Raw genomic sequence first — 13,051 nt, forward strand, 5'->3', positions numbered from 1 at the left:
CCCACTCACGGTAGGGCCGGTTGGAAGTTCGGTCAACGCCGGTAGAGTGAATCGGTGCCCACTCCTCACCAGTCTCGCGCCGACCGCCGTCGAGCCACCGAGGCGCGCATCCTCGACAGCGCCCGGGGGCTGTTCGCCGCGAAAGGCTTCGAGCGCACCACCATCCGCGCCGTGGCGGCCGCGGCGAGCGTCGATCCGGCCTTGGTCATGCAGTACTTCGGCTCGAAGCGTGAGCTGTTCACCCAAGCCGTGCAGGCGTTCCCCGCGCCGCTGACGACCACTGATACCGACGCGCTCGTCGATCAGTTGCTGTCTTCGCTCGGCCCTAAGCTCGGCGGTCTTCCCGAGGGCACTCTGGTGATGATGCGGTCCATGCTCACCGACCAGGCGGCAGCCGATCACGTCCGAGCCGCCCTCGGCCGGCAGATCGACAGCATTGGTGCTGCCCTGCCCCCAAGCGAGGATCCCGAACTGCGCGCCGCACTGGTCATCACCACCTTGCTGGGCGTCACCATCGGTCACCAGCTCCTCAGCCTGGCCTCGCTTCGTGACGCCCCTTCCGATCGCATAGCCGCCTTGCTCCGCCCGGCCATCAAGGCCCTGGCAGGACCGCCGGGGTGATCAGCCGATGCCGCCGATGCTCGGTGTGTGGAGCGCAGCTTCCATGACCCCTGAATAGAGCGAGCATCACCTTCACCGCGATCTCACGTGCCGGTTCCGAGTCCTGACCCAGCCACACCTCCCCCATGCACGGCGGCCCGGCCTCCGCTGGAGTGTGTACCGCTCGCGAAGGGTGACCCCGGCCAACTCCATCCCGGAATCCAACAGTGACTCCCCCAACGTGCCGCGGGCTCACGATCTCCGACCGAATGCCCCATCAGAGCGGGTCAGCTTCAGCTCGTCGAGTGCGCGGCACGACCTCGACGGGAGGAGGAAGTACCACCAGGCGCTTGGAGTCCCGGACGGCGAGCGTGGCAGGGATGCCGGCAGCGACCTATCGAACCCTGCGCTCTCCAGCCCAAGCGCTCATGGCGCCCGTACTGAGGCGCTGAGCCTCAACGACTGTTACTGGGCACTGCAGTTGACGCCTGCTGCCCAGCGGCCGCACTGCGCCCATCTCGACACTGCCGCGCCTGGGCCAGAGGCCAGCGCCTGGTGCAGGACGGCCGACCAGGCGACCCCTCGCCGTCAGCACCGCCGGCGCGAAACTCCACGCCTGGGCCGACCTCCACACGGTCGGCAGCCGTTCCGCCGACATACGGGGCCTCAGCCACAGCAGCCAAGGAAGGACTGGGCGAACGCCATGCCCGCCCTCCCTCGGACGTGTCGCCACGGATCGGCACGCCGACTTCGGAGTCGACGGGCAGAACTCACGCCACGCCGTCAACTTCTTCTCCCTCAGACAGAGTGGCTCACTCCGCTGACGACCTCAACGTCCGCTGCAAGCCACCATGGCGCGTACTCCACCATTGGCGAATGGTGACCGCGGGCGTCGTGGCGGCGCCCGCGAGGAGGCGCAAGCTGTCCGTGCAGAGGAAGCCTCACCGACCGGGCCGTGATCAAAGAACAAACCACGGTGGAGGCCCTGCCCTGCAGGCGTACGTCCGCGCGGGCGAAGGGGAGAGAAGACCACCCGTAGGGGCAAGGGCGGCACCCCGACGGGGCAGTACACCCGCGGTGCTTGTGTGCTCCTGCCCCCGGTGACCGTCAGTGGGTGTCAGGAGGCCAGAACGCCGGTGGCCAGCAGGCCGAGCAGTGCCACCCCGATGATGATCCGGTAGATCACGAAGGCGTCGAAGGAGTGCCTGGCGACGAACTTCAGCAGCCACGCGATCGAGGCGTACGCGACCACGAAGGAGACGGCAGTGCCCGCGACGAGCGGGGCGGCGCCGACGCCGGCACCGACGGCGTCCTTCAGCTCGTACAGTCCCGCGCCGGTCAGGGCCGGGATGCCGAGGAAGAAGGACAGCCGGGTGGCCGCCACTCGGTCCAGGTCGAGGAAGAGGGCGGTGGACATGGTGGCGCCTGAGCGCGAGAAGCCGGGAAAGAGCAGAGCGAGGATCTGCGAGCCGCCGACGAGCATCGTGTCCATGAGCGACGTGTCGTCCTCGCCGCGCTTGTGGCGGCCCGTCCGGTCCGCCACCCACATCACTCCGCTTCCGGCGATCAGCGAGCCGGCCACCACCCACAGCGAGGCCAGAGGGCCCTCGATGAGCGGTTTGGCGGCCAGCCCTACGGCCACGATCGGGATGGTCGCGTAGATGACCCACCAGGCGAACTTGTAGTCGTGGTGGTACCGCTCGTCGCGGTGGGCCAGACCGCGCCCCCAGGCGGAGACGATCCGCACGATGTCCTTGAAGAAGTACACGAGCACGGCAGCGATCGCGCCGACCTGGATGACCGCGGTGAAACCGATCACGGACGTGTCGTCGACCGGGATGCCCATCAGCCCCTCGGTGATCTTGAGGTGGCCGGTGGAGGAGACCGGAAGGAACTCGGTCACTCCCTCGACGACTCCGAGGACGACGGCCTGGCCGATGCTGATTGCACTCATGGGGTCCATTTCCTGGGGTGGGTGGCTTTGAAGGGGCACTCACCGGCGGGTGCGCGGAGCGGTGCGGCGAGATATGCGTGGAGTCTGCCGCGCAAGCTGTGCAGAGTCCGGCCCACGCGGCCGCGCTGCCGAGCCTTTTGGCACTACCAGGCCCGTGAACGGCGGGTGGCGGCGAGCCCGAACAGCGGGGCCCCCGTGCCCGGTGGACAGGCCGTCTGCCTGAGCCTCACCCTCGGCCGGTAGAGGCCGTCGATACGAACGACATCATCGAGCCGAGTTTCAGCAGCCCCATGAGCAGCGTGATCACGCCGACGAGGAGGGTGAGCGTGGCGAGGGCTCCGAGGTCGCCGGGGTCGGGAGCGACAGCGCTCAGCACGCTCTGCGACGACAGCACGATCGCGGCTGGTGAGCGTGGTGACGGCGCGAGGAGCATCCCCGCCCGCACCCGAAGCAACAGACTCGTACGCGAACGCCACACCTGGACAAGGCCAGTTTCGTCCGCCCTCCGACAGGGCCCCGCCACGGACGGCGGGGGCCGGGATCACGGCGTGACGATCGGGAAGTTCTGGTCCCCCGGGTCGAGCACTGCGGTAAGGCGGCTGAGGACGGATGCGTCACCCTCGACCTGGACGCCCGCCCGCTCCAGGCCCTGCGGAGTCAGGCCCTCGACGGCGAGCGCCGAAAGGGCACGGACGGTGGTGGTGAGCGTGGCATCGGCGGCGGTGCTCTGCGACGCGGCGGTGTAGCTGAGCACCCCGTTGTTCAGGCGGAGCCGGTAGTTCTCGTCGACGTCGGTGAGGTGGATGTCGATGCTGAGCCTCTCCTCCCACGCCCTGGGACCGTCGATCTGGATAGCGATGGCGTCGAACAGCATCGTCGGGGTGAGGTGCGCAATGATGTCCGGCGCGGCCGTGACGGTGGGCGTGCCGAACTGGCCTTCGCGCAGTTCGGTGGCGCCGGACAGATAGAAGTTGCGCCAGGTGCCGTTCTCCGCGCCGTAGCCGAGCTGTTCGTAGGTGTCGGCGAGCAGCTCGCGGCCTGCGGCGTGGTCGGGCTGGGCGAAGACGACGTGATTGAGGACTTCCGCCGCCCAGCGGTAGTCGCCCGCCTCGAACGAGCCGCGCGCCTTGTCCACCACCGCGTCGGCTCCGCCCATGAACTCCACGTAGCGCCTGCCCGCCTCGAGCGGGGGGTGCTGCCACAGGTGTGCCGGATTGCCGTCGAACCAGCCCATGTAGCGCTGGTAGATAGCCTTGAGGTTGTGGCTGACCGAGCCGTAGTAGCCGTGGGTGTTCCAGGCGTTCTCCAGCGCGGGCGGCAGCTTCAGGTGCTCAGCGATCTCGATGCCGGTCCAGCCCTTGTTGATCAGGCGCAGGCACTGGTCGTGGAGGTAGCCGTACAGGTCGCGCTGGGTCTCCAGGAACTGGACCACGCGCTCCTGCCCCCAGGTCGGCCAGTGATGCGAGGCGAAGGCGACGTCCGTACCGGCGCCGAACAGGTCGATCGTCTCGGTCAGCGCGTGCGACCAGGCGTGCGGATCCCGCACGACCGCGCCGCGCAAGGTGAGCAGGTTGTGCAGGGTGTGGGTGGCGTCCTCGGCGGTGCACAGCGCCCTCAAATCGGGGAAATGGATGAGGAGTTCGGCGGGCGCCTCGGTGTCCGGAGCCATCTGGAACACCATACGGACCCCGTCGACAACCTCCTCCTGCCCCGTCGTGGTGATGGTCAGGGTCGGCGGGATCAGGGTGACCGTGCCGGTCGAGGTCGTCTGCCCGAGCCCGGCGCCGACCTGCCCCCGTGGTCCGCGGGCGAGCGCCGCCCCGTACATATAGGCGGCACGCCGGCCCATCGCCGTACCCGCGTACACGTTCTCGGCCACGGCGTGCTCGGTGAAGTCCTCCGGCGCGATGACCGGCACACGCCCGGCATCCACGTCCTCTTGCGAGGTGACGCCCTTGACCCCGCCGAAGTGGTCGACGTGCGAGTGCGTGTAGATGACGCCGGTCACCGCGCGCTCGCCGCGGTGCTCCCGGTACAACGCGAGCGCCGCCGCCGCGGTCTCGGTGGAGATCAGCGGATCGATCACGAGCACGCCGGCGCCGCCCTCGATGAACGTGATGTTCGACAGGTCGAACCCGCGCACCTGGTAGATGCCCTCGGCCACCTCGAACAGACCTTGCTCGGCGACCAGTTGGGACTGCCGCCACAGGCTCGGGTTCACGGTGTCGGGGGCATCGCCCTGAAGGAAGGTGTACGTGTCGTTGTCCCACACGACGGCGCCGTCATCGTCGGTGACAGCGCTGGGCACCCGCCGGGCGACCAGCCCGCGCATCGCATCCTCGAGGTCTTGGGTGTCGGAGAACGGGAGGCGCTCGTGCAGCTGTGCCTGCTGCTGGGAGATGAACGACTGCGCAGACTTGGGCGTATAGGCCATAGCGCTAGATTCGCACCAGGAGATCGAATATCAGTCACACGACTCGCATCAGACGCAGCCATGACCAGGCAGGAGCAGGACGGTACCGGCGTCGGCTACATGTTCATCCGCACCCACCTGCACGCGTGGGATTTCGTCTTCACCCCGGCCGAGCCGCCGACCGGCCGGATGGGCCTGCGTGACGGCCGGCTCATGACCGTCCACGATCGCGAGGACGCCTGACCGGACACCGTACCGTTGCGGGGCTTCACCTACGGCTCCCATGACGAGACCGGCGATCTCCACAACGCGTCGGTGGTACATCAGACGACGTACAACAAGTGACACTGGAGATCACCAATGGGGCCCGGAGGCCTCACGTGTTTCTGACGCCAGGCCAGTCGCCACCTCGCCAGCCGATGATCCGCCACGCGATACATCCGCCACGTTGCTGAGAAGTCCTCAAGGACTACAGGACCTAGCCTAGGCGGCACAGAATCCGACACGGTCTCCGCTGTCGGTGACTCTTTCGCGGCGTCGCTTGCCCTCGCACCAGCACGGGCTGCGGCAGTGACCCGCCGCCGACGGAAGTCGTGGGCTGCGGCGAGGCGTTGGGTACGGCGGAGCAGGCCGGAGCGGACCACGTGCCGGTCCTCGTGCACATCACCTGCGGTGGGGTGCGGTCGGTTCGCTCCGGCAGGAACTGCTGGTCCATCAGTGCCCGTTCAGGGTCCGGAGGGAGAGCGTGGTTACTGAGGTTTTCGGGTTGTCGTCGGGTGGTGACGGTTGATGATCCCTGCGGTATGCCGGTGGTGTGAGATATCCGGAGGGTGGGGGCCTGACCGCTGAGCGTCGGGCGTTTCGTGAGGGGATCCGGCTCCAGGCCGGAGGACGGTTCGCAGTGGGTGAGAGGACCGCGGTGATCGCGAAGGACCTGCGGGTGAGCGTGAGGTCGGTGGAACGCTGGCGCCGGGCGTGGCGCGAGGGCGGGATGGAGGCCCTGCGCTCGGCTGGGCCGGCGAACTCCCCGACGGTAACCGATGCCCAGTTCGCCGTACTCGAGGAGGAGTTGGCGAAGGGGCCGGCTGCACATGGCTTCGAGGATCAGCGGTGGACCCTGGCCCGGGTGCAGAACGTGATCCGCCGCCGTCTGCGGCTCAGTTTGTCGGTGGCGACGGTGTGGCGGCTGCTGAAACGGCACGGCTGGTCCTGGCAGGCACCCGCCCGCAGAGCCCTCGAGCGCGACGAGCACGCGGTGGAACTGTGGAAAAAGGAGGTGTGGCCGCGGGTAAAAGCCTCGCGGCGGCCCATGGGGGCTGGATCGTCTTCGAGGACGAAGCCGGATTCTCCATGACGCCGCCCCGCGCCCGCACATGGGGCCGGCGCGGACACACCCCCGTCATCCGGGTCAGGGGCAGATCCCGGCGCAGGACCTCGGTCGCGACCCTGTGCTGCTACAAACCCGGCGAGCCGAGCCGACTGATCTACCGGCCCCGCGCTCACCTGCTGTTGAAAGGAGCCCGGAAGAGTTTCTCCTGGCGCGACTACCGGGACCTGCTCGTGCGGGCCCACATCCAGCTCGGCGGACCGATCGTGGTCGTCTGGGACAATCTCAACACCCACCTGACAGCAGAGCTGAAGCGGTACGAGGCCGAACACGACTGGCTCACCACCATCCGTCTCCCGCCGTATGCACCCGACCTCAACCCCGTCGAGGCCATCTGGTCCCTCGTGCGCAGAGCAATGGCCAACACCGCCTTCGACACACCCGACCACCTCGACCGCATACTCCGCCGCGAGTTACGCAAAATCCAGCTCCGACCCCACCTGATCGACGGTTGCCTCACCGCCACCCGCCTGACCCTCACCCCACCGACCCCACCCTGAAAATTTCAGTACGACAGGCGCACCGAGACATTGCCCTGATAGGAACCCTGAAGCAGGGAGAGGAACGCCTGCGGCACGTCCTCGATCCCACCCTCGACCACTGTCTGCGGGTAGACGAAGCGGCCCTCGTCCAGCCAGCTGCTGAAGTGCTCCCGCCAGGCAGCGATCTGATCGGGCGTGTGGTAGCAGGAGAACGGCAGGAGCTCGACGCCCTTGGCCTCGGCGGCCGCGCGGTCGGGCTGTGGAAAGCGCTGCGCCGCGCCGCCGAGCTGGCTGGACAGTGAGCCGCACAGGGCGAAGCGCGCTCCGGGCCGGGCCGCGTGGAGCGCGCCCTGATACTGCTCGCCGCCCACGACGTCGAAGAAGGCCGAGATGCCCTCGGGGGCGAGCTCCCCCAGCCGGTCGGCCGTGGGGCCGTCGTGGTATTCGAACGCGGCGTCGTAGCCGAGCTCGTTCACCAAGTAGTCGGCCTTCGCCGGGCTGCCCGCGCTGCCGATCACCCGCGCCGCGCCGAGGCACTTGGCGATCTGCCCGGCCAGCGAGCCAACCCCACCCGCCGCGCCGGAGACAAAGACCACGTCCCCTTCGCCTACGGCCGCCACCTCGGCCATCCCGTAGTAGGCGGTCGGGCCCTGGCCGAGGTGGTAGCCGGGGTCGGCGAAGAGTTCGCGGTCGAGCTTGAGGTACGAGTCCGCCGGGCCGGCCGAGTACTCGCTCCAGCCGGTCATCGACTGGACCAGGTCGCCGACCTCTAGCTCGGGGCTTTCGGACCGGACCACGGTGCCGATGGCAGCCACCCCTACCCGCTGCCCCGGCTGCCAGGCCGGGACCGGGATGGTGCAGTCGGCCCGCATCAGCTCCAGGTAGGTCGCGGCGAGGCCGATCTGGTCGGTGCGTACCAGGACCTGGCCGTCCACCTCGGTCTTGGTGACGGTGAAATGGTCGCGCGTGGGGGTGCCGGTGATCTGGGCGGTCAGCTGGATCTCACGGGTGATCAATTTTCTGTCCTTGCCTCGAGTGCGGCCGTCGAGATCGACTTTAAAGAGGCTTCCGGTCAGTTTCTGACCGGAAGTCGAGGCAGGATGTCGACATGGCGAACACCAGCTCACGGACCCTCAGACTGCTCTCGCTGCTGCAGTCCCACCGGCACTGGTCCGGCCTGGAACTGGCCGACCGGCTCGGGGTCTCCGAGCGGACGCTGCGCCGCGATGTCGAACGGCTGCGCGAGCTCGGCTACCCCGTCGGCGCGACCCGGGGTACGGACGGCGGCTACCAGCTCGCACCCGGCGCCGTCCTGCCGCCGCTGCTGCTGGACGACGAGGAGGCGGTGGCCCTCGCAGTGGGCGTCGGTGACGCGGCACAGAGCGGGATCGTGGGGATGGAGGAGGCGTCACTGCGCGCGCTCACCAAGGTGGTACGCGTTCTGCCGCCCCGGCTGCGGGCCAGGGTGGACGCCCTGCGGGCGGTGACCCTTTCCGCCGTCGCGTCCGGGCCGGTCGTCGGCGCGGGGGTGCTCACCGCGGTCGCCCAGGCCTGCCGGGACGAGGAGCGGCTGCGGTTCGGCTACGCGGCCAGGGGCTCCGCACCCACTGAGCGTGAGGTCGAGCCGCACCGCGTCGTCGCGCTAGGCGGCCGCTGGTACCTGGTCCCCTACGACCTGGGCCGCCACGACTGGCGAAGTTTCCGCCTTGACCGGCTGACCGATCCGACGGCGACCGGCACGCGCTTTCGGCCGCGACTGCTCCCGGCCGAGGACGCCGTGGCCTTCGTCCAGGCAGCGGGCGGGGCCCCGGCTCCGTACACGGTCGAGGTCCTTGTGCACGCGCCCTGCGCGCGCGTGCGGCAGGTGGTCGGCTCCTGGGGCACGGTCGAACCGCTCGATCAGGACAGTTCCCGGCTCACCATGACCTCGGCCTCCCTCGACTGGCCGACCCAGGCACTGGGCAACATGGGCGCCGAGTTCGAGGTCCTGGGGCCGCCGGAGTTCGCCGCGCACGTCCAGGAGTGGGGCGTTCGCTTCACGCGGGCCACCCGCGCACCCGCGTGACCTTCCTCGCCGTGACGCCGCGACGGTGGCGCGACGTTCGCGGCAGCCCGCGGTGTAGCGGAAGGGGCGCTCTGCCAAGCGTAGGAGGGCTCGAAAATCGGTCCGCCAGCGGTTCGGTCAGTCACGACGTACGGACAGGCACAGGTTCCCCGGTGATCACCGAGCGCCGCAACACCGTGGTCGCAAAGATCTGTAGCTGTCTTGCTTTCCAGGGAAGCACTCTGCCTAGCTGCCGGGGCTGTTTCGCCACGTCGTACCCGGCGATGAAACCCCGAGCCCGAGGCTGCCCGCCGTCGGCCCGATCTTCCCTGGCCCGAGCTTGTTCGACTTGTTCCACACCGGCCGCGGCCTGCGGCATTCGAACCCGGGCCACTGCGCAACCGGTGCGCACCGCACGACCCGCTCGTTTGCGTGACCAGGCCTGAGCGACGCGGACGCTCCCGCCGGCGGGCAATCGCGCCGTGCCTGCGGGCCTTGAAGTGGCTGGTGAGTGCCATCTCCAGTCTGGCAACGTGGGCCGTATGACCTGTGTGTTCTGCCGCTTGATCACCGAAGACGCCGCTCGTTGGATATTCCGCGGGCCCGTAGTATCCGCGTTCGCTCCACTTGATCCGCTCGCACCAGGGCATGCCCTGGTGATCCCGACATCCCACTACGCGGACATCTTCGATACGCCTACGCAGGTCCTCACCGAGACCATGATGCTGGTCCAGCGCGTTTCTGGTGCGATGCGGACGGCGTTGAAGGCTGGAGGCGTGAACATCCTCAGCGCGAGCGGTCCCGGCTCAGAGCAATCCGTGCCTCATCTGCACTTCCATGTAGTTCCTCGGTGGACAGATGACGGGTTCTCAACCTGGCCGTCGGAGCAGTCTCAACGCCAGATCGCCGGCGATCCCGTCGCCCAACTCGCCAACGCCGTGGCAGCCACTCACTCAGCCTGATCGCCCCACAGAAGTTGAGCCAGAACCCCAGAGCGGACAGCGCCTGTTCATGACTTCGGGCGGCGCATCAGCTGTGTCGTGCTCAGTGTTCACCACCTGGGACAGCGCCAGCCGCCGACCTGGGAGGGCTGCTGTCGTAGTCCATCAGCTATCTAGCGAGGGGACCCGTGCCTTTAGGCATGGGGGGAATCGCTTCTCAGGGCTGCTCTGACCTCAACTCGGTGCACGGGTCTGCACTGTTGACCTGAGACGACCAGTAGACCGTCGTAGCTAATTTTTGGGATAAAGGTGACGTAGTTTGATGCGTGCGTCGTGGGTGGTGAACTGCCAGTCCACCTGCCGTTGGTCGGTGTTGGTGGCGTTCTGCCAGGCCGAGAGTTCGGTGTTGAGGATGTCGAGGTCGTTGATCCGGCGGTCGAGACATTGCCGGGTCAGCGCGGAGAGTTCGATCTCGGCGATGTTGAGCCATGACCCGTGTTTGGGCGTGTGGTGGATCTCGAGGCGTTGGTGGCCAGCGCGAAGGCCTCTTCTGGTTCGAAGGCCTCGTACAGTGAGGCGATGGTGTGGGTGTTGAGGTTGTCCATCACCAGCACCACGGCCTCGGCGTCGGGGTAATCCACGCTCAGCAGCTGTTTGATCTGGCCGGCCCAGTCGATCCGGGTCCGCTGGGACAGTGCCTGAACTCGACGCCACCCGCGCAGGGGTTCGACCCACACGAAGATTGAGCACGTGCCGCAGCGGATGTACTCGCTGTACTCGCTGTCCTGGCAGGTGTCGTGGCCAGGGCGGGCCGGGAGCGGGGCGCGGGCATGGTCGAGGAGCTGGTAGGGCTTCTCGTCCATGCACACCACGGGACGTGCCGGGTCATAGGGCCGGGCATAGATGGCCAGCACGTCTTCCATCCGGGCCGCGAACTGCGCGTTCGCTCGTGGTGGGATGGTCCAGCACTTCTTCAGATGAGGACGCAGTTTCGTTTTTTTAAGACCCGCCCGATGGTGGAGTGATCCAGGTTCGGGATGTCCTCGACCAGCGCGACATGCTTCTCCAGCAGCCGCAGCGACCACCGGGTATAGCCCTGGGGTGGCTGTGAGCACGCCATCGCGATCAGCCGGGCTTCGACCTCACCGGTCACCGGCGAGGGCACCGGCGGCAGCTCGCGCTTCTTCCGGGCGATCGTGGCGTGAACATCGCCACCGGTCTCGGCGAACCGCTTGGCCACCAGCCGCAGTGTCTCGCCCGAGACTCCGGCCCGGGCCGCGACCGCGTCCTGCGAGCCGATCGCGCCTGCAGAGGTGTCGAGCGCGAGCAGCACCCGCGCCCTCCTGATCACCGAGGCTGGATGGATACCCGTCGTGGTTACCCGAACCAGCTCTTCACGATCAGCCGCGGTCAGCACCACCGGCCTCTTCTTCTGCGAACCCATCACCCCAACTCCCGTCCGGCAGAAAGGAAGCAACATCTGCCGGACCCCACCATCCCAACCAAACAACCCAGAACTAAGCAACGACACGCTACTAGATGTGTGCCGTGTGTACAGTGATCGTGGTGACTGTAACGCGGAAGGTTCGCCGGTACTCCGGTGGCGTGTACGACTTGGGGCTGCACGTGGTGTGGTGCTCGAAGTACCGTCGCCGGGTTCTTGGTGGCCGTGTCGCGGTCCGGCTGCGTGAGCTGATCGAGGCGAAGGCAGCAGAGAAGGGCTGGGAGATCATCGCCCTTGAGGTGATGCCTGATCACGTGCACCTGTTCGTCAAGCACGAGCCGAAGGCTTCCGCGTCCTACGTCGCGAACCAGTTCAAGGGCTTCACCTCCCGCGTGCTCCGTTCGGAGTTCGTGCACCTGAAGTCGCAGATGCCCACGCTGTGGTCGTCGTCGTTCTTCGTCGCCTCAATCGGCGCGGTCAGCGCGGACACGGTGGAGAAGTACATCAACACCCAGTGGGAACGGCCCTGGACGAAGAAGCAGACGGAGGGACAGGCGTGATACGCGCCTACAAGTTCCTCCTTCGCCCCACCGTCCGCCAGCGCCAGGCTCTCGGCGACATGCTGCGTGATCACTGCTCGCTCTACAACGGCGCGTTGCAGGAGCGCCGTGACGCCTACCGGCACGCCTCGAAGACCAGCATCAAGTACGGGCAGCAGTCCGCGCAGCTCAAGGAGGTCCGCGCCTTCGACCCGGAGCGTCAGGGCCGCTGGTCGTTCTCCTCCCAGCAGGCCACGCTTCGCCGTCTGGACAAGGCGTTCCAAGCGTTCTTCCGGCGCGTGAAGGCCGGACAGAAGCCGGGCTATCCCCGGTTTCGGGGTGCGATGTGGTTCGACACGGTGGAGTTCCCCAAGGATGGCGACGGCTGCCGGTGGGACTCCACCGGGCACGACCCCGTCACCCGCGTGCGCCTGCAAGGCGTCGGGCACGTCCGCGTGCACCAGCACCGGCCCGTGAAGGGTCGCGTCAAGACCGTCAGCATCAAGCGCGAGGGTCGGCAGTGGTACGTCGTCCTCGCCTGCGACGAGGTGGCCGCCGAGCCGCTGCCGGCCACGGGCGCGGCGTGCGGCATCGACATGGGTGTCACGCACTTCTTCACCACCTCCCAGGGCGCGCACGTCGAAAACCCCCGGCACGGCAAGCGCAACGCCGACGCCCTCGCCGAGGCTCAGCGTGCCCTCAAGGCGTTCCCTCGGCGCACCCGGGAGACCCGCACCGCCAAGCACCGCCGGGCCGTGGAGAAGGTCGCCAAGCTGCACCGCAAGGTCCGCCGTCAGCGCCTGGACCACGCGCACAAAGCCGCGTTCTGCCTGGTTGGCGACTACGACCAGATCGCGCACGAGCGGCTGAGCATCGCGAACATGGTTCGCACCCCCAAGCCGAAGCCCGACCCCGAGATGCCCGGAGCGTTCCTGGCGAACGGCGCCGCCTCGAAGGCCGGACTCAACCGCAGCATTCTTGACGCGGGTTGGGGGGTGTTCCTGGGCATCCTCACGCAGAAGGCTGAAAGCGCCGCTCGTGTATTGATCCCGGTGGACCCCCGCAACACCTCGCGCACCTGCCCCGAATGCGGGCACGTGGACGCGCAGAACCGCGACGGCGAAAAGTTCCAGTGCACCTCATGCCAGCACATCGACCACGCCGACCGCGTGGGCGCCTGGAACGTCGCACTCAGGGCCGGGCTGGTCCTTCCCGACGTGGCATAGCCACCGACAGGAGAAGCCCCC

General features: G+C 67.9%; 14 protein-coding genes. 8 read left to right on the forward strand and 6 right to left on the reverse strand.

Annotated elements, in window-relative coordinates:
• The first annotated feature begins 54 nt into the window (after positions 1-54).
• On the forward strand, positions 55-621 hold the full coding sequence (locus tag OG456_RS47840; protein ID WP_266571367.1) for a TetR/AcrR family transcriptional regulator: 567 nt from the start codon (positions 55-57) through the stop codon (positions 619-621).
• A gap of 1,096 nt (positions 622-1,717) precedes the next feature.
• On the opposite strand, the gene OG456_RS47845 is transcribed toward OG456_RS47840, so the two are convergent.
• The 3 genes from OG456_RS47845 to OG456_RS47855 form a co-directional block, all read right to left on the reverse strand.
• Positions 1,718-2,554, reverse strand: a complete 837-nt coding sequence (locus tag OG456_RS47845) for an undecaprenyl-diphosphate phosphatase (protein WP_266571368.1) — start codon at positions 2,552-2,554, stop codon at positions 1,718-1,720.
• A gap of 226 nt (positions 2,555-2,780) precedes the next feature.
• On the reverse strand, positions 2,781-2,948 hold the full coding sequence (locus OG456_RS47850; RefSeq protein WP_266571369.1) for a SulP family inorganic anion transporter: 168 nt from the start codon (positions 2,946-2,948) through the stop codon (positions 2,781-2,783).
• Between the two features lie 147 nt (positions 2,949-3,095).
• Positions 3,096-4,988, reverse strand: a complete 1,893-nt coding sequence (locus OG456_RS47855) for an alkyl/aryl-sulfatase (protein WP_266571370.1) — start codon at positions 4,986-4,988, stop codon at positions 3,096-3,098.
• Between the two features lie 60 nt (positions 4,989-5,048).
• On the opposite strand from OG456_RS47855, the gene OG456_RS47860 reads away from it, so the two are divergent.
• The 3 genes from OG456_RS47860 to OG456_RS47870 all read left to right on the forward strand — a co-directional run bounded on the left by OG456_RS47860 (position 5,049) and on the right by OG456_RS47870 (position 6,854).
• Positions 5,049-5,210, forward strand: coding sequence for a hypothetical protein (locus tag OG456_RS47860; RefSeq protein WP_266571371.1), 162 nt, complete (start codon positions 5,049-5,051; stop codon positions 5,208-5,210).
• Between the two features lie 571 nt (positions 5,211-5,781).
• Positions 5,782-6,321: a winged helix-turn-helix domain-containing protein gene (locus OG456_RS47865; protein WP_266571372.1), complete on the forward strand. Its 540-nt coding sequence runs from the start codon at positions 5,782-5,784 to the stop codon at positions 6,319-6,321.
• The gene (locus OG456_RS47870; protein WP_266571790.1) at positions 6,318-6,854 is read left to right on the forward strand and encodes a transposase; all 537 of its coding nucleotides are present in this window, start codon (positions 6,318-6,320) and stop codon (positions 6,852-6,854) included. Before OG456_RS47865 ends, OG456_RS47870 begins: the two co-directional genes overlap by 4 nt.
• A 5-nt stretch (positions 6,855-6,859) precedes the next feature.
• Here the strand turns inward: OG456_RS47870 and OG456_RS47875 are convergent, their stop codons facing one another.
• Positions 6,860-7,852 carry an NADP-dependent oxidoreductase gene (locus OG456_RS47875; RefSeq protein WP_266571373.1) on the reverse strand — a complete coding sequence of 331 codons (993 nt, stop codon included), beginning with the start codon at positions 7,850-7,852 and terminating at the stop codon, positions 6,860-6,862.
• A gap of 92 nt (positions 7,853-7,944) precedes the next feature.
• Between OG456_RS47875 and OG456_RS47880 the strand changes: the two genes are divergently transcribed.
• Positions 7,945-8,901 carry a YafY family protein gene (locus tag OG456_RS47880; RefSeq protein ID WP_266571374.1) on the forward strand — a complete coding sequence of 319 codons (957 nt, stop codon included), beginning with the start codon at positions 7,945-7,947 and terminating at the stop codon, positions 8,899-8,901.
• A gap of 521 nt (positions 8,902-9,422) precedes the next feature.
• A complete protein-coding gene (locus OG456_RS47885) occupies positions 9,423-9,842 on the forward strand; it encodes an HIT family protein (protein WP_266571375.1) in 420 nt (139 codons plus the stop codon).
• Positions 9,843-10,273: 431 nt separating this feature from the next.
• On the opposite strand, the gene OG456_RS47890 is transcribed toward OG456_RS47885, so the two are convergent.
• Together OG456_RS47890 and OG456_RS47895 are read right to left on the reverse strand one after the other, a co-directional pair.
• On the reverse strand, positions 10,274-10,684 hold the full coding sequence (locus OG456_RS47890) for a transposase (protein WP_266571376.1): 411 nt from the start codon (positions 10,682-10,684) through the stop codon (positions 10,274-10,276).
• Positions 10,685-10,794: 110 nt separating this feature from the next.
• Positions 10,795-11,265, reverse strand: a complete 471-nt coding sequence (locus OG456_RS47895; protein ID WP_266563812.1) for a helix-turn-helix domain-containing protein — start codon at positions 11,263-11,265, stop codon at positions 10,795-10,797.
• Positions 11,266-11,387: 122 nt separating this feature from the next.
• Between OG456_RS47895 and tnpA the strand changes: the two genes are divergently transcribed.
• The gene (tnpA, locus tag OG456_RS47900; RefSeq protein ID WP_266571377.1) at positions 11,388-11,825 is read left to right on the forward strand and encodes an IS200/IS605 family transposase; all 438 of its coding nucleotides are present in this window, start codon (positions 11,388-11,390) and stop codon (positions 11,823-11,825) included.
• The gene (locus OG456_RS47905; protein WP_266571378.1) at positions 11,822-13,030 is read left to right on the forward strand and encodes a transposase; all 1,209 of its coding nucleotides are present in this window, start codon (positions 11,822-11,824) and stop codon (positions 13,028-13,030) included. The genes tnpA and OG456_RS47905 overlap by 4 nt, the downstream gene beginning before the upstream one ends.
• Positions 13,031-13,051 lie beyond the last annotated feature (21 nt).

It is taken from the genome of Streptomyces sp. NBC_01446, assembly GCF_026340095.1.
In the GTDB taxonomy this organism is placed as follows: domain Bacteria; phylum Actinomycetota; class Actinomycetes; order Streptomycetales; family Streptomycetaceae; genus Streptomyces; species Streptomyces aureus.

Excerpts from the sequence above, each read along its gene's own strand:
- OG456_RS47855 (WP_266571370.1), bottom strand. The coding sequence starts at position 4,988 with ATGGCCTATACGCCCAAGTCTGCGCAGTCGTTCATCTCCCAGCAGCAG.
- OG456_RS47845 (WP_266571368.1), bottom strand. The coding sequence starts at position 2,554 with ATGAGTGCAATCAGCATCGGCCAGGCCGTCGTCCTCGGAGTCGTCGAG.
- OG456_RS47890 (WP_266571376.1), bottom strand. The coding sequence starts at position 10,684 with ATGGACGAGAAGCCCTACCAGCTCCTCGACCATGCCCGCGCCCCGCTC.
- OG456_RS47880 (WP_266571374.1), top strand. The coding sequence starts at position 7,945 with ATGGCGAACACCAGCTCACGGACCCTCAGACTGCTCTCGCTGCTGCAG.
- OG456_RS47885 (WP_266571375.1), top strand. The coding sequence starts at position 9,423 with ATGACCTGTGTGTTCTGCCGCTTGATCACCGAAGACGCCGCTCGTTGG.
- OG456_RS47870 (WP_266571790.1), top strand. The coding sequence starts at position 6,318 with ATGACGCCGCCCCGCGCCCGCACATGGGGCCGGCGCGGACACACCCCC.
- OG456_RS47895 (WP_266563812.1), bottom strand. The coding sequence starts at position 11,265 with ATGGGTTCGCAGAAGAAGAGGCCGGTGGTGCTGACCGCGGCTGATCGT.
- OG456_RS47860 (WP_266571371.1), top strand. The coding sequence starts at position 5,049 with ATGACCAGGCAGGAGCAGGACGGTACCGGCGTCGGCTACATGTTCATC.